Consider the following 24,227-nt stretch of genomic DNA (forward strand, 5'->3'; position numbering starts at 1 on the left):
GTTAATGTTGAATATTTGTAATTTTGCTACTCCGAATATCTTTATTATGTCTGTAATTAATAGATTTTTGTAAAAAACTCCTCTGTTTGACTTATTATCTACCTCTCAATATTAATTGTACTCAACTTAAGTAACAAAACTAAGATTTACTTCGATTTTAATAAATAAAAAATGCTAAATTTAATTGCCTGGGAACTAGAGGTGGAGACATTATTCTGATAATATTTAAGGATATTCAAAAGTATTAATGTAATTATTGCCTACTCATAAATTATAATGGATGCTTAAATTCGGTGACTATTAATTCCTTACTACAATCTTTTAAACTTATGGGAGTGACTCTGGGGTTAGACCGAATTCAATCCCTATTGAGATCCTTGGATAATCCTCACCATTGTTTTCCTATTGTTCATGTTGGGGGAACTAATGGCAAAGGGTCTGTTTGTGCTTATCTTTCTTCTACATTAATTGAAGCTGGTTATCGGGTTGGACGTTATACTTCGCCTCATTTAGTTGACCCCACAGAAAGAATTTGTATCAATAATCGACCTATTTCTGAAACAGACTTTGAAAGAATTCTTATTAAAATTAAAAATCTTAGCTATTTCTATAAAAATAAACCAAGTCTATTTGAAGCAATTACTGCAGCAGCATGGGTTTATTTTGCTCAGAAAAAAGTAGAAATTGCTGTTATTGAAGTAGGATTAGGAGGGCGGTTAGATGCAACTAATATTTGTAACAATCCCTTAGTTACAGTTATTACATCTATTAGTCGAGAACATTGGCAAATACTAGGTCCAACGCTGGCTGATATTGCTTACGAGAAAGGAGGTATTTTGAAACCCAAATGTCCTGCCGTTATTGGACAACTTCCGTCAGAAGCAGAAACGGTCATTAGAGCTCGTATTAAAGCGTTAAATTGTCCTTCACTCTGGGTTAAACCTGCCATAGCTATTAAAGAAAATTGGGGGAAATATCAAGATATCAGCTATCCTTTACCCTTATTAGGAAAAGTTCAATTAATGAATTCTGCTTTAGCAATTGCAACCTTAAAAGTCTTACAGAAAAAGGGATGGAAAATTCCATTAGTTGCTATTCAAAAAGGAATAAAAAATACTCAGTGGTTGGGAAGGTTACATTGGACAAAATGGCGTGATGTCTCTATTTTAATTGATGGAGCACATAATGGAGCAGCAGCCACCGCTCTACGAGATTATGTAGATACATTAAATAAACCGATCACTTGGGTAATGGGAATTTTATCTACAAAAGATCATGATAAAATCTTCGAAGCTTTATTGCGACCACAGGATAATTTATATTTAGTTCCTGTTCCTGATCATCAAACTGCAAATCCAGAAGACTTAGCCTTGTTGGCAAATCAAATTTGTTCTCAGTTGAGCAATATTAAAATATTTTTTGATGTTTTTCAAGCGTTAGATAGAGCTGTTGATGATTCTGAACATACGATTATCCTTTGTGGTTCTCTTTATTTAATTGGTTACTTTTTAAGGCAACTTTAGCTATGAGTCCTGTTGATAAGTATAGAATGATAAGCCGGGGAAAATCATTAGATGAATAATTTTATTGGATTGCAGAACTTAGTTACTTTTATGTACAAACGAGGTCTAACTTTTATTCTCACTTTTTTATGTTTTTTACCTCTAACAAGTTGCATCACAACAGGCAATACTAATCAAGCAGTCTTCTCTTGGATCAGTGATCCTAAAACTTTTAATGCTGTGCTTAATAGTTCTTCTCCAAGCATTTTTCAATATACTTATGAAGGACTAATTTCAGAAAATCCTATCACTGGTATTAAAGAACCTGCTTTAGCAGAAGGTTGGGATATTTCCGATGATCAATTACGAATTATCTTTACCTTAAGAGAAGATTTAAAATGGTCAGATGGTGAACCATTAACGGCTGATGATGTAGTTTTTACTTATAATGACTTATATCTCAATAAAGAAATACCTAATAATTATCGAGATAGTTTTCGAATAGGACGGGAAGGAACATTCCCTAAGATTAAAAAACTTGATAACCGGCGTATTGAATTTCAAATCAATGAACCATTTGCACCTTTTTTAGATAATGCAAGTGTTCCAATTTTACCAGCTCATATTTTAAAAAAAACATTAACTCAAAGAGGAAGTGATGGTAACCTAGCTTTCCTCTCAACTTGGGGAACCGATACACTTCCTGAAAAAATTATTGTCAATGGACCTTATAAACTAAAAGATTATATAACAAGTCAACGAGTTATCTTTGAAAAAAATCCTTTTTATTGGAAAAAAGATAAACAAGGAAATCAACTTCCTAATATTGATCGAGTCGTTTTTGCAATTGTGGAGTCCACTGACACATCTTTGTTGCAATTTCGCTCAGGAAGTTTAGATTCTATTGGTATCACTCCCGAATATTTTCCATTATTAAAACGGGAAGAAAATCGAGGTAATTTCACCATTTACAATGGAGGTCCTGCTTACGGAACTACATTTATTTCATTTAATCTAAATAAAGGAAAACGAGAAGGTAAACCTTTAGTAAATCCCATAAAATCAGAGTGGTTTAACAACTTAAATTTTAGAAGAGCAGTTGCTTATGCTATTGATCGTCCCCGTATTATTAATAATATTTATCGTGGGTTAGGTGCATCTCAAAATACTCAAATATCTGTACAAGCTCCTTATTATGACAAGTCTATTAAGGGCTATGAGTTTAATCTTGATAAAGCCAGAGAATTACTTAAACAAGAAGGCTTTTTTTTAAATAAAAAAGGAGAACTTTTTGATAAAAAAGGTAATAGAGTTCAGTTTAGTTTAATTACCAATGCGGGAAATAAAATTAGAGAAGCAATAGGAGCGCAAATTAAAGAGGATTTAAGAAAACTGGGAATAAAAGTTGATTTTAGTCCTTTAGCGTTTAATGTATTGATTGATAAGTTAAGTAATTCCTTGGATTGGGAGGCTCATATCATTGGATTTACTGGTGGAAATGAACCTCACGCCCCTAATATTTGGTATACCGACGGCAACTTACATATGTTTAATCAAAAACCCCAAGTAGGGCAAAAACTCATTACTGGACGGGTTGTTACAGACTGGGAAAAAGAAATTGAACAATTATATTTGGCAGGGGCACAAACATTAGATCGAGAAAAACGCAAAGAAATTTATAGCAAGGCACAACAATTAGTCTCGCAATATGTTCCATTTATCTATTTAGTTAATCCTTATTCATTAGAGGCTGTTAGAAATCGCTTTAAAGGAATTGAATATTCCCCGTTGGGAGGAGCATTTTGGAATATTGAAAATATCTCAGTTCAAGAAATTAGTGAATGAGAAAGTTAAAAACCAAAGTTATAACACTCTATGTTTAAAAAAATAGTATCGATGTATTTTTGGTGAAAGTAATCTAAGGATGAAGACTCCTTTTAACTACTTTGTACAAACTAAATCAGACCTAGAGTTAATTAAGTTATATGAAACTTTTAGCAACGAAACCTAACATTAGGTTTTGTTGCTAAAAGTTAGGTTCTCATGTCCATAAAACAATACCCACTTGCCACAATTAAGAATATAAGAATAATCCCGACCTCTGTGCTCTGTAATACAAACATGCTGAAGTTGACTGTTTAGTCTACTGCCTTTAGATGATTGATTAATTGTGTTCAGCATCTCATACCGATGACTAGATGATATTTGTCGGATATAGAAACAACACAATCGACTTATGTACTAAACTTTACTGAACAATTCTTTGATAATGACTCTGATGCAATAGCAGAATCGACTGTCATTTCCTTAGACATAGCCAACACATACCATAAATTATGGTAGCGGTCTTTTATTTTCTTGTTGAAATACCTGAAGCTATTGCCTATGTGATTGTCCTCACGCCCTATGTTCTCTAGTCCACTATGTATGGACATATAATCTGTGCGGATGCTCGTTTCGCATTCAATGGCGAATTTCACAACTATGACTCGGCTGATATGTCTTAAATATTAAACTGCAATGATATACAATGAATTAGTAAGCTCAAAAGAACCAAACGGAAAAACTGCTCAGTCAAACTTCCTTATCAAATAAAAACTTGACATCGATTAATTAGTTGAGTTTTCCTGAAAATTCTTCCTTCTATAAGATTGGCAATATCTCGCGATTTAATCAGACAATTTCCTTTAGTAGATAGAGAAAATTTAGTTAATTGATAAGGACGGTAAACTAAATCTATACCAATCTAGATTTTAATTTTTAGTCCAGTTTTTTAATTAATTAAATTTGTTAGTCAATAGGTTTTTTCTTCATTCTTTTTGTTTCATACTCTTACCCTTAAGATTTTTAATCCTTTTTTTCTAGTTCATCATATTTTTAGAAATTATCTAACTTATAATTAGAGTTTATTTCTATAGTAATAGCGCTTTTTTAAGAGTTCGCCCCTAGGACACTTTTTCAAGTACATTGTATCTACTTAATTCCACATAATTTTAATTTTTTAGGTGTTTACTTTTTGTTTTAAGTGAACGAATATGTGGAGCTAACTGATATTTTCTATGCATCGTCTCTATTTAAAGTATTGGCCTCTTATTAAAAAGATTTTTTGACAACTATTTGACAACTAAATTTTAGGATAAAAATTAGAGAATAAATAAAAAAATAGTTAAGATTTTTCCTATTTTATTAGAGCGAGCAAGTATTTGATCGTATTTGACTACTAAAGATAGTTATTATATTTGTCTACCCTACAATATTAATTGTTTCAAAAATTTTTTAATAATTCAATTTTTACAAGTTACATTTCTTCAAATATCTTTCAATCAACACAATAGCCACAATATCGTCAATAGGACGGGAAGGAAACCTCATGCCGAGAGGAATTACCCGAGTAAGTCCTTGAAGTGGATACATTTCCCAATAGCGATCACGAGCTTCTAAACTACTATTACGTTCATCAACCATTTCAATAGAAACGGAAGAGGAAAGTTCACTTTCTAATTGTTTTTTCCACTGTTTAGATGTCGTTTGATTACCCATCACTAATAAGGTGATTGGGAACTGTTTACAAAGAGATTGTAAAGTAGCGACTACATCTTTAGAATTGACCACTTGATGATAAGGGAATTGTCCTTGATCATTCCTTACTGCAATACCACATTTATCTCGTCCGGGGTCAAATCCAATAATCATCTTAGGTTTCTTCAAATATTAACTATTAAATATTAACTATTAACCATCAACTATTCAAGTACCCAAAATAACTTCACCGTCTTTAGTCCCAATTAAGCGAATTTTAAGAGGTCCAATAGTATAGGTTTCTTCAGCCGCAATCGCTTTAATTTCATCCAGTCCTTCCTCCCTGGCACTGATTTCTTCAATGAAATTAACAATAGTTTTTAACCGTCCATCTTCAACCTGAATATTACCTACTACGCCAGCACGACGGGCACGAAATTGGGTTGCTGCTAATAAGATATCAATACGTTGTTGAATATTTTCTTCAGTAATATCAGAGGTGTCAATAGAAACCCTAGCAATCGTTTCTTCTTGATTAAAAATCTTTTGATTAACTACAATATCAGCAAAAACTCTCACCTCTTTCTCTCCTTCGACATAATTACCAGCCGAAATAATTCTTACTACAAAATTTTGATCTTCTTTGAGTTGTTGAGTTAATTGTTGTACTTGAGCTTTAGTGATTTTTACTACTCGTTCTGATGGTTTGACATCATTACTGCCAACCGCCTCAATAGCTGATTCATTAGCACGTCTAAGTAGTTCATCCACTACTTGAAGAACTGCGTTAGGAGAGACAATTCGAACGGCTCCTAATGCTAACACCTGTCCTCGAACAATAGCAATTTGGCGTCCTCGTAATTCTTGATATGTTTGATAGTATTGCTCTAAAACTTGCACTGCTCTTTTAAGAAATGTTAATTGAGATTCTAATTTATTTAGTTGGGATTCTCTATTTCTTAAAGCAAAATCTTTTTGATTGATTGTTTTGTCAAGTTTGGCAATTTTACTATCTCGTTGTTCTATTTCAGTTTGTAATTGATTTTGCCGGTTTTCTAGAGATTTAAAACGAGTTTCAAGTTCTTGTAAATGAGTTTGTCTTTGTTGAAGAATTCGATTTTGAACTGCAATTTTTTTCTGACCTTTTTTTAGTTCTTCATCTCTAGCACGAACCTGTTCATGAAGTTGAGTAATTTGTTTATCAAGCCTAGTTTTACTCTCTAAAAGTTCCTTGCGTTCCTTAAGAAGAGTTTGAATATCTTTTTTTAATTTTTTCGCTTGATCGGAAACAGATTTCAGTTTAGCTTTAGCATCTTTGAAATTCTCGTTGATGGACTGAAGACGTCGTTGGGCGATATTTTGTAATTCTTGAGCAGTTCTGAATTCTTGGGCTACGTCTTGTTTTTCTCGAGAAACCTTTTCTAAATCGGACTGAGCAGTTCGTAACTGTTCGAGAATTTCATCAAGACGAAACAGCCCTTCGCGCAATGACTTACTAAAAGTAAATAAAATACCTAGAGTAGATCCTGCAATCAGGGTTCCAGTTAATACTGTTACGACAATAGCTGTATCCTTCGGACGGAGATTCCATAAACGAAGTCGAGCTTTACCTACTTTAGTGCCTAAGCGATCGCCCAAGGCAGCGATTAAACCCCCGAGGATGAGAATCGCTGCAATTAAGATATAAGCACTGGTCATTGGTGATCAAGGATGATTGAATGGGTTAGGTAAATTGTTGACTGAGGGCGACAGGGTTATGAACAGTAATTTTTTTCTTATAAATAGAAATCATCTCTTCTTGACGTAAATCTCCTAAAAGACGAGTAACAGTAACACGGGTTGAACCAATAGCTTCAGCGATCGCCTGATGGGATAACTTTAAATCAATACGAATTCCCTCAGAAGTAGGAACCCCAAAATCCCTACATAAAATCAACAAAAAACTGACAAGACGTGAACCCATATCACGATGTGCCAAGGTTTCGATCATCATTTCTGTTTGTAAAATCCGTGAAGATAACCCTTGAAGCATCAAAATAGACAAATCAGGCTCTCTTTTGAGAGCTTGCTCCACTTGCTCGATCGGAGCAGACAATAATTCTACACGAGTAAAGGCGACTGCATGGTAAAAGCGATCTGAGCGTTGTCCCGTAATTAGGGACAAAACCCCAAAGACACTATTCTCACGCAACAAAGCTACAGTAATTTCTTCCCCAGCTTCATAAACACGGGAAAGTTTGACTGCTCCTTTCAATAAAAAGTAGACTCTTTCGGCCGGATCACCTGGAAAAAAAATTGTTTTACCTCGTTCAAAGGCTTCAACGAAAGGGGGATAGGCACCGCCACCAATACGGCGAAAAACGGCTGCCAGGGGTTTATCTTGAGACAAGGATACTTCCATCACACTTTGATATTAAGGGCGGTAAGTTATAGACTCTATTTAACAGACAGGTGATTGTTAACTTCAGTATAGACACAATACTTTAATCTATCTTCAGAGGTTTTTGCTACGTTTTGCTTCACAATGTTTCTATTGGGATGAAAAGTTCCCAGTTCTGTGAAGATTATACTTACCCATCTTAAACAGTGGAAGACTTCATTCGCTAAAAATTGCACAATTGTTGATAATAATTATGTTAGATCTCACTGGAAAAAACGCGCTAGTAACCGGAATTGCTAATAGTCGCTCTATTGCTTGGGGTATTGCCCAACAAATTCATAAAGCCGGGGCAAATCTTGGTGTTACCTTTTTACCGGATGAAAAGGGTCGTTTTGAAAGAAAAGTCCGGGATGTTGTAGAACCTCTAAATCCATCTATTTTTGTCGCCTGTGATGTTCAAAATGAATCTCAAGTGAAGGCAACTTTTCAAGTCGTGGCAAATACTTGGGATAAACTCGATATTCTTATCCATTGTCTGGCCTTTGCAGATAAAGAAGGATTAACAGGAGATTTTAGTGGGGTGTCCCGTGAAGCTTTTTCCAAATCTTTAGAAATTAGTACCTTTTCTTTGGCCAACATGACTAAATATGCTAAGCCCTTAATGATCGATGGGGGGAGTATCGTCACCCTCACCTATATAGGTGGGGTCAAAGTAATTCCTAATTATAATTTAATGGGAGTGGCTAAGGCAGGTTTAGAAATGAGTGTGCGTTATTTGGCGTCTGAATTGGGCTCTAATAACATTCGCATTAACGCTATTTCTGCAGGTCCTATTCGTACTTTAGCTTCATCAGCAGTAGGAGGTATTCTCGATATGATTCACCACGTGGAAAAAGTTGCTCCCCTTAAGCGAACCGTCACCCAATTAGAAGTAGGTAATGCAGCAGCTTTCTTATGTAGTGATCTCGCTAGTGGCATTACAGGACAGGTACTCTACGTAGATGCTGGTTATGAAATAATGGGGATGTGACTCATCCCCATTATTAATTTGGATAGAAGAATGGGGAAAGACAATTAGCAAATATCTAAGTTAGATTTAAATTGAATCTCTCAATACCAGGGACAGAATTTGATTAGAAGTTTGTCTTAACTGTACATACAAATTGTATGAATAGCTGAATAATTTTCAGTAGGATGACTTTAAAGCCGAAAAACTATTACCAAACAAAACTTCAGGAAAGTAAATCGGGAAAACTCCAATTTTTTGGGTAGTTTTCCATTTTTTTGTTTACCTCAACACGCCACAATATTTTTTTGTGCATCGGCGCAGCGTAATATACAAACATTCCTTTGATAATTTTTTTTATAAAAAGTTTATGAGAGTAATGAAGTCAAGCTTTCAGTTTCTTTTACCTGTGTCACATAGGTCTTTAATCAAATTAAAGATATATAGGTTACTTTCAAATTAATTAAATAGCCGTCTGTATAAATTTGACTCTAATTGATTAAATGTACAGATACGAAATAATTTACTTTTTTTAGTCTAATTCAGAGCTATCTACATCGGTACAATTTTAGGATGGCTTGTAGGGGATTATTGACTGTCGTATCGTGGGTAATATCAATATATAAACAACGGTAATTCTCTCCTACCTTGTTGGGATGTCAAAGTTGGTAATTTATAACAGCAATTCTTTAACATCTGACGTTGGACTGTATCGCCCTCTAAATTAATGATAAACTGCCCTAATTAACTTAGGTATAACGGTAAATTACCATGACAAATTCAATAAAGTGTAGATCTGTTTTTCAACTTCAAAAATATGAGGAATATGAAAAATAAATATATATAACATCACAATAATGATAGCATAATAACTATCTCTGAGGACTAAATTCATAAACTGTGATTTTACTCGATAGTCTTAGTTTAATGAAAATTTTTACTAAACTAGATCGGTTATTATCTAATTCGCAATAGAGCTCAACTTAAGAATAGGCAGTAGTTAATTCCTCAGGTTATAAAATTATATTTAGATAATCAAACCTGAAGGTTTCTAATATTCTAGTAGCTAAAGTCTGGAGTGTAGCTACTTCCGAAGGGCAGGGAGTTTACTCCCCGGTAAATTACGTCGATATTAGCAATACTTTCTATTTTTAGGTCAAGAATATCATTCAACTGTTTCTTTATTTATTGTATAATAAATACTTATTGATCAAGTTTTTTTATGATTTTTTAGAAAAAGCTTTCATTATAAACAAAACAATTATAAAAATAAATCCGTACATTAGGTAAAATAGACTAAAATAAATGACTCCATCTTGATCACAAGTACATTTAGTAGTTTAGGACCTTTACAAAAGAGAGTTACTGGCTATTAGAAGGAAATTTATCTTTTAAAATAATCAATATAATAGTTCTATTAATTAGGTTAAGATTTATACTCTTGCTCCTAATTCTTTAGAAACCTAGAATTTTTGGAGCTTATTTAAGTTGACAAATTATTCATAACTATCTAACTTTATTAGAAATTATTTTTAAGTAAATTTTACAAAAAAATGGTAATATTTAGAGAAAATTTAGCTTGTAGTAAAAAATCATAAATTGTAAGATTTTAAGCTCTCTATAAGAGGTTAAATATTATTGAATATTAATTTATAGTTCTTCTGTTTGAGGATCGGTAGCTGGTAACCAACCTAAAAAAGGGAGAGGTAAAAGGGTCGAAAGATTGGTAATAATAACTAATATCCAGAGGTTATCAAAGTTCGTTTGTGTTACCCTCAACCATTGGGTTAATAATGCCCCTAATTCATGAGATATTAACCCTGATAAGTTCAGAATAGACATGAGTAGAGCAAAAAGAGTAGCTTCAATACCTTTAGGACATAAACGAGCAGACAAAACAAGGATAGGCATAAAGGTAATTTCTCCCATGACTGTGAGGATTAAACTATCTCCTAAACTAAACCAGCGATCATTAATTCCTATCACTCGATTGGCATGAGTTACTAACAGTAACATCGTCATCCCCAAGCCGGAGGAAATAACAATACTAAAACCTAAAATACGCCGAAAAGAAACGGTTTTAAGAAATTTTTGATAGAGTCCAATTCCAACTAGAGCAGCTACACTGGTAACTAGACGAACTAGCCCTAAAAATTCGGGGCCAAATCCTAATTCATTGGTGGTAAAGAAAAAGAATGCTGAATCAGCATTAGGTGTTGCTTGCCAGATAAAAATAAAGACAACGGGGAATAAGATGGATTTTTGTTTAAAAGCTTTCCAGACTTTTTGTGAATGTTGCTTAATTGGAAACTTTTCGGAAGCTGTTTTATTAGCATAATTTTGATCAACCGATTTTTCAGTAATTAACCCGGCAACCATTGCAACAATTAAGGGAAAAACAGCCGTAATAACAAAAATTGTTTGATTACTCAGATGTTTTAACAACCAACCACTTAGATAAGCAGTAATTAATCCCCCTAATGTAGAAGTTCCCCAGGTTAAAGATTGTAAAGAACCTGCTTTTCCTAAAGATTCTTTTCTTGCCCTTTCTACTACTAAAGAATCTACAATAACATCACTAATGGCGACAGATAAGGAGATTAGTAGCAAACTGACAGTGGCAGACCAAGGATCATCAACAATAGTTCCTAGTATTATCCAGACGACGCTACCTAATAACCCCGATAGAATTAAATAGGGGCGACGACGATAACCAAAGATAGGTAAACTGTCAGATATGAACCCAAAAACAGGTTTAATTACCCAAGGCAAGGCAGCAATACCGGTTAATGCGCTCATTTGGGCGGGATTTAGTCCTAAATCCTCTTTGAGGAAGAAACTAGTTGCTAAACGGGCTAAACCCAAAATCCCTTGGACAAAATAAACGGTTAAAATTCCCCAGAGTTCAGGGGTAGATTTATTGCCTAACAAAAGTGTATCAACAAAAGTGTCTTTAATCTGACTGAGTCGGGGAAAGGCAACGGTCATAAAAATAAATAAAGTTTTATTAACTATAAATAGATGATAAACTACAATGCCATTTGTGTCTCTACGACTTAGCAAGTAATTTAAAACTATAGAAGTTAAAGATGAGGTAATCTGAAAAAAATAAAAATAGTGATTATTTATATCTCTATTTTATAAACATAAAATTGATTGCCAGTTTTCTACTTATTAAGACCATTTAAATCTTTTTTCTCTTTGTTTTAACTAGGTTAAGTAACAAAAATTTAATGAATATATTTATGTTAAGTTCAATCTTGATAAGTTTTCTTAAATGTGTTAGGAAACAAACCCATAGATCGTCTTTTAAAAAAATTAGAAGAGTAAACATTATTAAATTTTACTCACGACTCACAAATCTCATCTAGAATAAGAATAGAAATAAAAATATTTTCTTGAATACAAGATGATGGAAAGTTTAATAACTAGCAGATTGGGTAAAATTTTCAAAAAATAATTTCTATATGAGTTATTCAAAGAACAGAAAGGTTGTAAAATTATCTAAGAAGTGGAAGAAAAAAACTTGACATTAAAAGGGTGTTCAATTTTTTAAAGAGCTCTTTAAAAGATGAAAGATGAAAGAATTTATAATAATCAGCAATTATCTAAATTTTAAAAATAAAGATTGGGGAGTCAGATGTTCTCTAGGGAAAAACGGTAAGATTTTTTTAAACTTGCTAGAAATGATAATGAATCAAGGTGAGGATAAGAATTGATATATTTTCTGAAATCAAAGAACTTGAAAGAACAAAATACTTTTAGATAAATAAGTAAATAAGTCTAAAAAAGATGATAATTAATAATAATTAGGTATGTACGAGTAATTAGGTTAATACCAAACTGAAACAATGAGAATAAAAATGGTTATATCTATGTTTTCTATCGATTTATCGTTTACAACTAAATATTATAGAAGATAAATAGCATTAAATAAAAACTCATAAAATCGTCATAATTATATTTAAAAATGAATATAATTAAACAAGGTTTTTACAAAAAAATACATTTAAAAATCAATAAAAGTAATATTAATTTTACTTAAACTACCTAAATATAGGAATACAAGATAATTTAATTATCAAATATTTATTTATAGCTATTTATATAATAAAATCTAATAACAAGAAAAATATATGATTTTTAGTTATATTTTATTCTGTAGGATAGGTTGGATTAAGGGAATAGACTAAACAAAAATTTAAGAAGATTGAAACTCTAATTTAGAAAAGCAACAAAAGATTACAGAAAAAAATACTTAGTATAACAACTTACTAGCTGCAGGTTTACAGCTAGTCATTCTATAAATCATTATGAGGCGTCGTCTAATTAATCTAACGTCAAAGTTTATTTTTTCATATAAAGTCCCTTAATTATCGTTAATATTACATTTCCTACCTTAGCTAGAACTTAGGGTTCAATTTCCATTGAAAGTAGCAAGACTTGAGCAAGTGAGTGTGGCTATAAAAGTTTAAATTAAATTCTGTACTGTCGCGTAATAAAATCTCACTTTTGAACTTTTTTACAACCATTAATGTGTCTTTCTAAGACGTTTAAAACAATAATCAAATAGTTGAGCTACCTTACTAGTGATTCAAACGGTCAATTGGAATTGATGATGTTTTTACTCATTTTTAAGCAGCAATCTCTTTAGAGCGGACGATTGCTAACCAAAAGGGACACATCAGAGGTTATTATTCCCCAATAATTATTATTGACAGCTATGGCTGACCATACCCAGTTAATACAACTATTTTTTAATCCAATCAGCAAAGTTTTAAGTTCCTTAGCGGAGATACCACAGATGTTCATAATTCTAGCCAAAAACTAAAGTACTATTAGGTTTTCTTGACAAGAGATATTTAAATTACCATTAATTTCAGTATTAGGGAAGGAAATGGGACTGGCAGTTTGTAAAAAATTCCGAAATGTTATCGTAAATAAATTATTGCATCTATGCAATAATTTATTTACGATAACAAGAAAAGTTTACTTAAGCTCTCCATCCTAAATTGATTATCTTAGACATTGATTCTCCACAAGAAAATAGTTGAGAAGTCCTAGTAGAAATCAAAATCAATATCTAAAACGCATTCCAATGGTAGTCTTAGGTGTGTATGGTAATGAGGTAGACACTTTTTACCGTTACAAACTTTGTGTAAACTGTTATGTGACGAAATCTATAAATCGTAAAGATCTTTTTAAACTGGTTACAGTGATTGAATTTTTTTGTCAGAGTATAGATAGCAAATTTGCCATTTCGATAAAAATTTAAGGTTTTTTTACTAAAAGTGGGGGATTTTGTGAAAAAATCTTGAATTTGCCATAGTCTATTAAAGTTTCCCCTACTATAGTAGGTATCCAAAATTTTTTAAAAAAATAGAAAATTACCATTGAAGCTTAAAAATCTACCGGCAACGCGGCCTTTCTGAGTAAAAATCAGAGTTAGGTTCTTCTTTTAGTAAGAAAATCAGCTCTGTCATCTACTCATATTGTATTATAAAAATAATTAGTAGCTTTTCAATATTTTTTAGCTTAAACTATGAGTTTTTTATAAAAAAAAGTAACCTAATGATTGATTATATCAGAAAACTATATAGAGTTAGTTCAATTAGATTGTTAGTAATGGCAGTTCATATGATTATTTGTAAATAAAAACAATTATATTAATAGGATCATAAAATATCTAGATTAATTAGACTATATTCTTCGATTAGCTGTAACTAATAGTTGGGTATAAATAAAAATTAAAAAATACTATTAAATATATTTATTTTTTTCAAAAAATTATTCGAATTAGATATTTTTTTTAATAAATAAAAAAGAATTATAAAAGTTAAATAAGTTGGCAATATATTATGATATTAATATAAGTTAATAATGGCAGTAATAAAAACTATCGAATTATACTTAGGACTAAATAATTTAGAAATAGAGGATTTATAAATGAAGAGTTTTTCGTTAAAAATAAACATACAAAAAAGTTAATAAACTAAAAAATAAACAGAAAAATATAAATATTTTTTAAAAAAATTAAAACTAATTTTTAACTGTAAGCTAGCTAAAATATATGTTTGCATAAAAAAAATTAAAAAATAAATACAAGTTGTATATCAAAAAATGGAACTATTTTTTTGTTTATTTAAGGCTTAAAACACTGAAAATTAAAATTGTATATTATTCATCCTGGTCTAGAATATTAACATAAACTCATATTTATAGAGCAATTTAACTTTTCTAATATACCTAAAAAATAATAGTGAACTACTCAAAGAAATAGAATATTACTGCAGTTATTTTTTCTTAAAAAAGATAATATATTGATATATATGCCTGATACTGATTACTCAGTAAAAAATAATGCTAAGTTAACTTATAAAAATAATATAAATCCTGATGTCTCAACTTTAGCTTCTGTATTAGAACCTTTATCTATTGAGTAAGTAACTAAATAAATCTAGTTCTCATGATAAATAAGATTGACTTTAATATATGTTAATTTTATTTTAATTCTTTGAAGTTTTATTTATTTAAGGTACTTTTTTGGCAAAAATATTAAACATATAAATCTATAATAAGAAACTTTCCTTATTAAGGGATATAATAATTATTATGCGTTAAAAAAAAATTAGCTTGGACAGATTTCAAAATCTTAATGAAAAGGAAATTCTTCTAATAGAGCAATTAATTGCTGATAATTATTTTTGATTTTCGGGAAGCTATTAACCTTTATCGAACTTTAAAAAATATAAATTGTTTACGTATTTATCAGATATTTTAAATATTTTATGTATTAAACTCAACAAATACTATTTGACGAACTACCTAGAATTAGATAATTAACCTAGGAGAATTAAAATAATAACAAAAAATTCTAGAAATTGACAAGTCTTTATCAATAGTTCTTAGCAGTTGGACTAAGTCTCAAAATTAGATTCTCCATAAAGTTAACTGAATAGTTGTTAATACTAATCAAGTTTCTGAATAAAACTTTAAAATACTGCAAGTAAGAACTATTCATTGTTTACCTACATTAAGTCATCTTCCTAATCGGACAGTTCTATTAATTTCTATTTTAGTTAAGGCTTTGTATCACCTCATCAATAAGTCTAAATATTCTTTAGTTGAAAAGGTTAAACAATTGATCAATTCTTTTTGTAATCGGCTATTATATCTGGAACTGTAATAAAAATACCATCAATGATGACATCATTTATTTAGGAATAATAGTGGCATTAAAGTTCAGTTTTAAAGAGTTAATAAAGATCTCTGTTTATATTTTAGTTCATTATAAAAGAGTTAAATATAATCAATATGTCAAGAAAAGATTATTATTTTTTTATAAAAATACATCGGACTATGACTATTTCTATTTATCAATCGCGTCAAACATTACGATAAACTTTCAAAGTTTATAACTATACTTATTTGATAAAAGCTGAACTGCTATTCGTCAATTGTCTAAGCTTGATTTCGACCTAAAAGTATCAGCAACAATAAAGATATTTATATTCAGATTGAGGTAGAAGTTGTTGATAGTAACTATAATAAATATAGTACCTAATAGTAATCATTTTCTTATTCGAGACTGCGTAGATTTTTAACGAATAATGCAGAGAGACTGTATAAAGTCTAAGCCAAGTTTTGACGACTTTATGTGTTTAAATCATTTTGGGTAAAAAATCAATAGTTCTTCTAGACTTAGAATAATAAATGAATAGCTAATAATTTATAAAATTTTTATCCTGAATAGATTCAATACTTTTGAATTTTACTTATTATGATTGTATGATAGCTAGTTTGGACGAGCTGTATTAATGAGATAAATAAAAAACTATAAATGATAAAAATGTACGAATAAATTCCAATTTATTAGGTTTATAGTTAATCTCTTTAGACAGATTTTATTTTTAAAGTAAAAGGATTAAGCGTGTAGAAGATATAGTGCAATAACAAAGTATATCAGGAATACTACGAATACCTATACTTCCATCAGTTATAGAATATGTCTTTTAAAAAATTGTTCCCTTAGTAAAAGCAGTAAGTAATATCCGTAAAAACTGTAATTAACAAAAAAACATTGATTTTAGTCTAGTTTTCGCCGTAATTTTAATTTAGAGATTAGAATAACTTTATGTAGTACTCTTTCTTAAAGTTAGTGAAGTTAATGACCAAAATAGTAGCACTAGCTATGTACTAAGATCCCTAACCCAATTAGAGTAATACCAATTAATTTACGTTCTTTAATATCTTCTTGTAGTATGTATTTAGCTCCAAACATACTTATAAGATAAGTCAAAGCTGTTGCAGGGCGAACAAAACTAATATCCATCCAAGTTAACACAGTGATAAAACAAAAGAAAGCAATTCCTTGACAGGCAATACCACTAATAATCATAGGATTAGTAATGATTTTAATGACTAAATTAACCATAGATTGAAAAGTAAAATTCTCTATTTTACCTATTTTTTTCATTCCCAGTGCTAAGAGTAAATCTCCTGCAGAATCTGATAAAGAAATTCCTAAAACTATTAACCATGATTTAGAAATTACTGCATTTAATGGAAATAGAAATAAAGGAAAATTTTGGGGGGTTATATTTCTGTTGTGAGGAACCTGGGCAGTTTGACTACCACTCAACCCAACAAAAAATACACCAAAAGCAATCAATAAAGTACTTGACCATCGTATTATAGAAATTTTCTCGTCCAGAAGTAACCAAGCAAATACACCATTCAAAACATAACTTGATGCGTGAATAGGTAATACATAACTCAGATCTAGATTAGAAATTGCCGTCAAATACAGACACAATGAAATAATGAGAACAGTAATGCCTAAAATAATCCAAATATTAGTTAAAATGTAACTAATTAAATGAGGTATAATTAAGGGGTTGGAAAACTCAAAAATACCAAAATTCTTCATTCCAAAACTGAGTAATATATCTCCAGAAACCTGAGTAAATGCTAGACAAGTAAGTAAAATAAAAACTTTCACAGTTATCAATGAGTTTGGTAATTAGTTGTTAATTGATCTGTTAAACGAGATCATCAGTAATGATAATGATGGGTGATCGTGTAAATAAGTGCCAATAAATTTAAAATTCTTCTATTAAAATTCTTTTAATTTAATTGGAATCTAAATATCACCGCGTTTAACTGCATCGGGTATGTAAGAACAGTCATAGAAAAAACGACGAAGTGCCAACAACTTGACATTACTGGTGTTGTCGTAACTAGTCGGTTAAGCGTTTCAGATTTTCCTAATAACTCTGGTAACTAGAATCTCCTTGTGTCCCATATTTTGGGCAATTTTTGAGGTACTAATATTTACTGTGCGGTACAGAAAAGACACCTAGTGCAACTCCAGTGTTACTCGAGGTATCCCCTAGCGTCCAAGATACTGTTAGGATAACAGGCTCCTACTGAAGCGGTCATAAAAACCTCATCAGTAGGTTAGTACTGATAAAGATAGTCAAATTCACGATTGGCTGCTTCAGATAATGTTCCTTAGTAGCGGCAAGTAGCGTAGCGATAACCTAAAAGTTAGGATTTATCATCAATTTGGTTTAGTCGCTAGTTTATCCATTTCTAGTTGTACCTTATTGTGATCGTGGCGCAGAGAAGTTTGTACAGAAATCGGCAATTGTTCTACCTTAACCATTGCTTGTTCAAAATAGGTGAAAGCCTCTTGAAGATTTTCTGAATTTTGATTTTTGATACCTATATTAAGAAGGATTTGACCTTTAAGATACTGAACTTCAGGATTTCCAGTATTACTTTCTAATGCTCGATCAATAGATTCTAGAGCCTTATCATAGTCTTTTAAATCTCGATAGGCAGCAGATAGGGCTCGACTGACCATATAGTCAGGGGCTGCATATCGTTCAAAACGAGCGATCGCATCTTCGGGACTAGAAAAAGGTAAATTAACAGCTAGAATCAAGTCAAGATAGCCTTTAAGTAAATTTAATTCAGGATCATTCGGGGCTTGTTTTTCTGCCTCATCAAGATAACTAAATATCTGGGGGAGTTTATTGACTGCTCCAATAGCCCCTTTTGTTTTAAACGTATGAGCTCCTTCGAGGAAATGTCCCACAGCTAAATAAAGATTTCCTCGTAAGGGATCTTCCTCGATTAGTTGTTTAGCAGCTTTTAACGTCTGTTGGGCATAGGTATTCATGGACCCTAAGTCTCCATCAGAATAAGCTAACGATGCCCGCATAGCATGAGCTAAAGGTTCATTGGCTTCTGTCTCAACGGCTTCTTTGAGATAGATTTGAGCTTTAGAATAATTTCCTTCATGAAAGACAGCGATAAAAGCTGCTTCTGTTTGACCCCCGATGTTACGAGGATTATCCTTGCGGAAGGGGTCGCCAGCTAAAGAAGGACTTCCCCAAATACTCAAGACAACCGTACAGGCCACTGATATAGACAGAGACATCTGTTGAACTCTAATGAATCGCGCTATCATAGCCTCACTCCTAACAACACAAAATTATAGTTTTAGTGTATAGACACTGAGTATTAATATTGATGCTAGCAAAAATCTGTCAAAATAAAAGAATAATTTCCAATTGTCTTTAGTATAAGTTTATACTTTGCTGTTTGAATGCTTTATCTTAAAAATGTGGTTTATCATCCCCCAGCAACCATGACCCCTATCCTGAAAGAGGCTAACTTAGAACTTGCCCCCCAAGAATTAGGTTTGATTATTGGTCCAAGTGGTTCAGGAAAAACAACATTATTAGAAATAATAGCTGGGTTGGCTGAAAAAACTAAGGGGAAAATTTTCTGGAGAGATCAAGAACTGACATCTCTAGAATTACAACAATTAGGAGGGTTGGTCTTTCAGTTTCCCCAACGGCATTTTTGTGGTAGCACCATCCTAGAAGAATTACGTTTAGGACATCCAGAAATTCTTTCTTATCGCATCAAAACTGCCTTGCAAGAAGTAGGATTAGAACATATCCCCTTAAATCAGTCTCCTCATGCCCTCAGTGGCGGACAACAACGTAGGCTAGCCTTAGCCGTACAGCTAATTCGTCAACCCAATTTACTGCTCTTAGATGAACCCACAGCTGGGTTGGATTGGTCTATGCGCCATCAGTTGGCTAAGTTGTTAGCTAAACTGAAAGGACATTGGACTTTGTTAGTTGTAAGTCATGATCCAGGAGAGTTATTTACAATCGCTGATCGTTGTTGGAAGATTCACCAAGGACACCTAGTATCATTGGATACTGCTATGTTTAAGTCCCAAAAAAGTCAATGAAACATTCCGATACTATCCTAAATCAACAAGTTCAACGTTTATACCAACTTAATCTTTGTCGTCGCTGGTCATTTATTATTTTATGTTGGTTTACCCTGGGTTTTTTTTCTCTTTGGAAATTATGGGGAGAATTTGAATTATGGCATGAACATTTTACTTGGATTGCACTACGTTATGGATTGGCCTTTAATTTATTTCCTGTGTTTGGTTTATTTTTTTGTACTGCAATCACTGGAGTTGTTTTGACTTGGCATAGTAGCCATATTATTCGTGGTCTTTCTCCCAGGGAGAAAGTTCGTCTTAAAAATCAGCTCAAAAAAATCCGGCAACTCAAACCGAGTCATCCTTTACGAAAATGGGTTTGTGATGGCGTTAAATAACTTTAATCATGCTAATTTTTTTCATAAAAACCTCAAAACCTCCGAGGAAGTTAAGAAGAAGTACCAAAAGTATAGGAAAATAAACACTAAAAGTTATCAGTGAAAATTATCTTTGATTTATTACTATATACTGTTTAAGTCAGAGAATAGTCCTGATTTAAACTCATTCAATAAAATATAAAAATCCAGCTAAAACTAGGAACTTCTGTATTTCACAAATCTCGCAGTAGATAGTTATAAATAAACGTTAATACTGAAAACAGTTTTGTATTTCTGTATTTAAACAATCAAAATGTAATTTACATTAATTTAAATAAATTATTTAAATTAAAACCAAATCCAGTTGTTGAAACCCATCTATAATAATGGAAAGCGCCCTCACTGTAACAATAATTTTTATTTATAGTAAATTTATTGTCAATAATAGCTAATGTCTCGTTGAATAAAGAAAGACAATTGTACTGAGAATGTTGAGAATACAAGAGGTTTAAATTACTTAGAAAAGATTATAGACTCTTGTAAGATTTTAAGACTAAAATCTAAAAAACAAGAGCCTTTCAAACAAGAAATATTTATTAGAAATAAACCTTAACACCTAAAAAAGACTGAACAAAAGATATATAGAAACTTAAATAGATATATGGTGTTTTTATGAATCTAGAGTAAAATTGAAGTCAATAACATAAAAAGTTTGAATTCAAATTTTGGAAAGACCAACTGCTTTAGTAAGATAAAACTATAAATAATTATTATGTCTATGGACTTGTCAAATCACTAACGGAATAGCCTGTATGAAATTAAATTCCAAAGGTGAACATACAATGGCTGAACTGAATTTATAAACATTTAGCTAAAGATGTAAAACTGTCTAAAAAAAAGTCTTGTTAATACAACATAATCCAGGATAGCATGATAGAAAAAAATTACTGAATAAATTACTAGAGAAAATTTGCAAACTTACTCTCCAGAATTATAGTCAGAAAAAATTATGTACTTTAGTAAATAAGCCTTGAGTCTATAAGTATTTTGACATAATTGATGGAATATAAAATATTACTAAATACTTCTGATATACTCAGTCAAATCAAAAAAAAAATAAAATATTTAACTCGTCATCATCGATTAGTTTGTCTGTAATTTACTGGGATAGCATGACAATCGTATTTAGTGGAATCTAATATAAGTTATAAAAGTAAAATTATAACTTATATTTACTTCTTTGTAGTTATTTTATTTGAATTAATAGTTCAGAAAAAATTATTCAGAATAGTGTAAAAATTTAGCTAAATTAAAAAGACTTGAACTCTCAATATCTGCATAAATGATATTAACTACTCATGCTAGATATAAGGATGAATCATATTATATGTATTTTTATAATTTTATTATAGTTTTATACAGACAGGGATTTTTCTATAATTATGTATCAAAATTCAAATAGTTTTATCTAACTTTGTTTATTCTATTTAATTGATTTTTTATCTATTTTAACAAAAAAAAATAAAACAGTAGTTAAATTAGTCTAACTAAAATTTTTATTTTTATAAATAAATTTAGATTTCTAAGATAACTTATATATGAGTTATCTTAGAATGTTAATCTACAGATTTTAAAAAATTAATAAGTCTATTTTTAGCCAAAAAGCCCATCATACACCTTAATTATTCTTTTGATTAAGGTACATAATGAATATTATATCTCTTAACTTTGTCGTTAAAAACTATTACCATTTAAGTAAAACAACCTTTTTTTAAAGTTGAGATAATATTAGAATTGATAAGATCACTGTTAATATTATTATTTCTTTCCCACCCTAATCTTTTCACTTTTCTCTCTGTCTTTTATCAGTTCCTGGTATTTTTAATGCAAACCATAGTGCCCCCGCAGCCATGAGTCTTTCTTCCACCGGTCACTTGTACCAATTCTATCTCCAATTAATAGATAAAATATAAACCTTGTTGCGCTACGTATGGCAAACCAATCACCCTCTAACTATTTCTATGAGTGGGACGAGAAGCGTAAGGACATAAACAACCTTAGTCAAGGTAGTTGAGCCTGAGGATAGGGTTTTAGTAGGAGTCATAGAATATTTAGTCATTGCTTAGTAGATATGGCCAGTCGCCATGGGGGAGAGGTTCATAAATCTATGGTCTTGCAATTCTAGCTTTAGTAAATACAGAAACCTCGACTATTGGTTCAATGGGTTACAACTCCTGCGCTGAAAATGCTTTATCGCTTTTAGAAGCCTTGAAACAAGTATCAGGGTAACTTTTGAGGAAGGTCACTAATTGTACGAGATAGAGTAATCGCCTCAATCTAACCTAACTGTATGAATTGATAAACGTTTTGGTAAATACTGAATCATCAAGCAAGTAGGTTAGTATAGTTTACGATTAAAGATTTGTGGACAATTGTCATAAAAGTTACAACACTATGTTTCCCAAGACAACTTTACCCTGGATAATAAGTGTATTAGTGAGTGGCCCAATTTCTCCAGCCATCGCAAGTCCCTTGTCTCCCCAATTTATTGTCCAGCGATCATCCCAAAGTAATCAGCTAAAAGAACTCCTCCGTTTAGGTCGAGAATATGTGGATGCCAAAGATTATAACAATGCTATTGTGGTGTATGAAAAAGCTGCAATTCTCGATGGAAAAAATCCCAGAATTTTTTCAGGAATTGGCTTTCTATACGCAAAGAAAGGAAATTATAGACAAGCAGTTAAAGCTTATCAACAAGCTGTCACTCTTGATTCCAATAATGCAGAATTCTACTACGCCCTAGGATTTAGCCTAGCTAATATTAATGATAATGCCAACGCCGCCTCGGCTTATTATTATGCGATTCAACTCGCTCCTAAAGTAACCAAAAATTATATTGGTTTAGGAGTTGTGTTGTTGCGTCAAAATGACTATGAAGGGGCAGCACAGGCTTATAAACGAGTTATTGCTCTTAATCCCAATAATCCAGAAGCTTTCAACATTATGGGATCTTCTTTGATTCAACAAAAGCAAATTGATGAAGCGATTAAGTATCTTGATAATGCCGTGAAAAGATTTCCTAATAATAGTGATTTAAGGTTGTTATTTGCAACGGCTTTATTGGAAAAAGGAAAGGTTGAACAGGCATTTAAAGAGTTGAAACTTGCTGAAAAACTTGCTCCAGGAATAGTCAAAATTCAGTTAAAAATTGGTAGACTTTTAGAACAACAAGATAAGCTCGACTACGCTCTCAAAACCTATAAACGTATTACATACTTATATCCTAGTTTAACAGAAGCTCGTGCTGGAGTAGGAAGAATTCAGTTGGCAACAGAAGATTATTTAGGGGCTGTTATTACCTATCGAGAATTAATTGGTATGTTACCAGAAGCTCCTGAACCGTATTATTATCTTGGTTTAGCTTATAAAGAACGCAAAAGGAAAAGAGAAGCAAGAGAAGCCTTGAAACAAGCCCGCCAATTGTATGAAAAGCAAGATAATACTAAAGGGGTTGAGCAAGTTGATAAATTGCTAGAGGAACTGTAAACTAGCTTTAACCTAAAGCTAAGGAGTTAAAATTATGGCAAGAACCCCTTCAACGATGTTACCCCTCGGCACAAAAGCCCCTAATTTTCAATTACCTGACGTAGTATCAGGGAAACCTATTTCTTTAAATACTTTTGCTGAGAAAAAAGCCCTCCTAATCATGGTTATTTGTCAGCATTGTCCCTTTGTTAAGCACGTTCAAAATGAACTAGTTAAAATAGGCAAAGATTATGTTAAACAAGGGTTAGGAATTGTCGCTATTAGTGCAAATGATGTCTCTAATTATCCTGATGATTCTCCTGAAAATCTTAAAGCGATGGCTCAACAATTAAGGTTTAATTTTCCTTTTTGTTATGATGAAAGTCAAGAAACAACTAAAGCTTATACCGCAGCTTGTACACCTGATTTTTTCCTTTTTGATAGTGACTTTAAGTTAACTTATCGGGGACAATTAGACGATAGTCGTCCAGGGAATGATATCCCCGTCACGGGTAAAGATTTAAGAGCGGCAATAGAAGCTGTTTTAGAGAAAAAACCTGTTAACAGTGACCAAAAACCAAGTCTGGGTTGTAGCATCAAATGGAAACCTGGGAATGAACCCTCCTACTATAGTTAATTTCTTCAACAATATGGGAGTCAA

14 protein-coding genes are annotated in these 24,227 nt (G+C 31.8%); 7 read left to right on the plus strand and 7 right to left on the minus strand.

All coding sequences use genetic code 11. The features are described 5' to 3' along the window. Window positions 1-293 precede the first annotated feature (293 nt). Together RGRSB_RS05680 and RGRSB_RS05685 are read left to right on the plus strand one after the other, a co-directional pair. The gene (locus RGRSB_RS05680; protein WP_119260211.1) at window positions 294-1,523 is read left to right on the plus strand and encodes a bifunctional folylpolyglutamate synthase/dihydrofolate synthase; all 1,230 of its coding nucleotides are present in this window, start codon (window positions 294-296) and stop codon (window positions 1,521-1,523) included. 51 nt (window positions 1,524-1,574) lie between these two features. Then, window positions 1,575-3,347, plus strand: a complete 1,773-nt coding sequence (locus RGRSB_RS05685) for an ABC transporter substrate-binding protein (RefSeq protein ID WP_119260212.1) — start codon at window positions 1,575-1,577, stop codon at window positions 3,345-3,347. A gap of 1,446 nt (window positions 3,348-4,793) precedes the next feature. On the opposite strand, the gene ruvX is transcribed toward RGRSB_RS05685, so the two are convergent. The 3 genes from ruvX to ntcA are packed head-to-tail and all read right to left on the minus strand — an operon-like array spanning window position 4,794 to window position 7,422. Then, window positions 4,794-5,195, minus strand: a complete 402-nt coding sequence (gene ruvX / locus RGRSB_RS05690) for a Holliday junction resolvase RuvX (protein WP_119260213.1) — start codon at window positions 5,193-5,195, stop codon at window positions 4,794-4,796. 54 nt (window positions 5,196-5,249) lie between these two features. Beyond that, a complete protein-coding gene (locus RGRSB_RS05695; RefSeq protein ID WP_119260214.1) occupies window positions 5,250-6,719 on the minus strand; it encodes a DUF3084 domain-containing protein in 1,470 nt (489 codons plus the stop codon). Window positions 6,720-6,744: 25 nt separating this feature from the next. Next, a complete protein-coding gene (ntcA, locus tag RGRSB_RS05700; RefSeq protein ID WP_119260215.1) occupies window positions 6,745-7,422 on the minus strand; it encodes a global nitrogen regulator NtcA in 678 nt (225 codons plus the stop codon). 232 nt (window positions 7,423-7,654) lie between these two features. Between ntcA and fabI the strand changes: the two genes are divergently transcribed. Then, window positions 7,655-8,431: an enoyl-ACP reductase FabI gene (fabI, locus tag RGRSB_RS05705; RefSeq protein WP_119260216.1), complete on the plus strand. Its 777-nt coding sequence runs from the start codon at window positions 7,655-7,657 to the stop codon at window positions 8,429-8,431. A 1,626-nt stretch (window positions 8,432-10,057) separates the two neighbouring features. Here fabI and RGRSB_RS05710 read toward each other — a convergent pair. From RGRSB_RS05710 to RGRSB_RS05720, 4 genes are all read right to left on the minus strand, one after another. Then, window positions 10,058-11,395 carry a folate/biopterin family MFS transporter gene (locus tag RGRSB_RS05710; RefSeq protein WP_119260217.1) on the minus strand — a complete coding sequence of 446 codons (1,338 nt, stop codon included), beginning with the start codon at window positions 11,393-11,395 and terminating at the stop codon, window positions 10,058-10,060. 1,662 nt (window positions 11,396-13,057) lie between these two features. Next, window positions 13,058-13,219, minus strand: a complete 162-nt coding sequence (locus RGRSB_RS10110) for a hypothetical protein (RefSeq protein ID WP_172582049.1) — start codon at window positions 13,217-13,219, stop codon at window positions 13,058-13,060. A gap of 3,373 nt (window positions 13,220-16,592) precedes the next feature. Further along, window positions 16,593-17,408, minus strand: coding sequence for an EamA family transporter (locus RGRSB_RS05715; RefSeq protein WP_232014470.1), 816 nt, complete (start codon window positions 17,406-17,408; stop codon window positions 16,593-16,595). A gap of 561 nt (window positions 17,409-17,969) precedes the next feature. Then, entirely contained in the window at window positions 17,970-18,884 is a 915-nt protein-coding gene (locus RGRSB_RS05720; protein ID WP_119260218.1) for a Sll0314/Alr1548 family TPR repeat-containing protein, read from the minus strand. A 138-nt stretch (window positions 18,885-19,022) separates the two neighbouring features. Between RGRSB_RS05720 and RGRSB_RS05725 the strand changes: the two genes are divergently transcribed. The 4 genes from RGRSB_RS05725 to RGRSB_RS05740 all read left to right on the plus strand — a co-directional run bounded on the left by RGRSB_RS05725 (window position 19,023) and on the right by RGRSB_RS05740 (window position 24,203). Beyond that, window positions 19,023-19,682: an ABC transporter ATP-binding protein gene (locus tag RGRSB_RS05725; protein ID WP_119260219.1), complete on the plus strand. Its 660-nt coding sequence runs from the start codon at window positions 19,023-19,025 to the stop codon at window positions 19,680-19,682. After that, window positions 19,679-20,062 (plus strand): hypothetical protein, encoded by a 384-nt coding sequence (locus RGRSB_RS05730; protein ID WP_119260220.1) that lies wholly within the window; start codon window positions 19,679-19,681, stop codon window positions 20,060-20,062. Before RGRSB_RS05725 ends, RGRSB_RS05730 begins: the two co-directional genes overlap by 4 nt. 2,433 nt (window positions 20,063-22,495) lie before the next feature. Next, the gene (locus RGRSB_RS05735; RefSeq protein WP_119260221.1) at window positions 22,496-23,587 is read left to right on the plus strand and encodes a tetratricopeptide repeat protein; all 1,092 of its coding nucleotides are present in this window, start codon (window positions 22,496-22,498) and stop codon (window positions 23,585-23,587) included. Window positions 23,588-23,621: 34 nt separating this feature from the next. After that, complete coding sequence (locus RGRSB_RS05740; protein WP_119260222.1) at window positions 23,622-24,203, plus strand: thioredoxin family protein; 582 nt, start codon at window positions 23,622-23,624, stop codon at window positions 24,201-24,203. The last annotated feature ends 24 nt before the right edge of the window (window positions 24,204-24,227 follow it).

It is taken from the genome of cyanobacterium endosymbiont of Rhopalodia gibberula (genome assembly GCF_003574135.1).
Classification (GTDB): Bacteria; Cyanobacteriota; Cyanobacteriia; order Cyanobacteriales; family Microcystaceae; genus Rippkaea.

What these genes read in the sequence shown, in the direction of transcription:
- RGRSB_RS05685 (WP_119260212.1), top strand. Translation starts at nt 1,575, where the DNA reads ATGAATAATTTTATTGGATTGCAGAACTTAGTTACTTTTATGTACAAA.
- ruvX (WP_119260213.1), bottom strand. Translation starts at nt 5,195, where the DNA reads ATGATTATTGGATTTGACCCCGGACGAGATAAATGTGGTATTGCAGTA.
- RGRSB_RS05695 (WP_119260214.1), bottom strand. Translation starts at nt 6,719, where the DNA reads ATGACCAGTGCTTATATCTTAATTGCAGCGATTCTCATCCTCGGGGGT.
- ntcA (WP_119260215.1), bottom strand. Translation starts at nt 7,422, where the DNA reads ATGGAAGTATCCTTGTCTCAAGATAAACCCCTGGCAGCCGTTTTTCGC.
- fabI (WP_119260216.1), top strand. Translation starts at nt 7,655, where the DNA reads ATGTTAGATCTCACTGGAAAAAACGCGCTAGTAACCGGAATTGCTAAT.
- RGRSB_RS05710 (WP_119260217.1), bottom strand. Translation starts at nt 11,395, where the DNA reads ATGACCGTTGCCTTTCCCCGACTCAGTCAGATTAAAGACACTTTTGTT.
- RGRSB_RS10110 (WP_172582049.1), bottom strand. Translation starts at nt 13,219, where the DNA reads ATGAACATCTGTGGTATCTCCGCTAAGGAACTTAAAACTTTGCTGATT.
- RGRSB_RS05720 (WP_119260218.1), bottom strand. Translation starts at nt 18,884, where the DNA reads ATGATAGCGCGATTCATTAGAGTTCAACAGATGTCTCTGTCTATATCA.
- RGRSB_RS05725 (WP_119260219.1), top strand. Translation starts at nt 19,023, where the DNA reads ATGCTTTATCTTAAAAATGTGGTTTATCATCCCCCAGCAACCATGACC.
- RGRSB_RS05730 (WP_119260220.1), top strand. Translation starts at nt 19,679, where the DNA reads ATGAAACATTCCGATACTATCCTAAATCAACAAGTTCAACGTTTATAC.
- RGRSB_RS05735 (WP_119260221.1), top strand. Translation starts at nt 22,496, where the DNA reads ATGTTTCCCAAGACAACTTTACCCTGGATAATAAGTGTATTAGTGAGT.
- RGRSB_RS05740 (WP_119260222.1), top strand. Translation starts at nt 23,622, where the DNA reads ATGGCAAGAACCCCTTCAACGATGTTACCCCTCGGCACAAAAGCCCCT.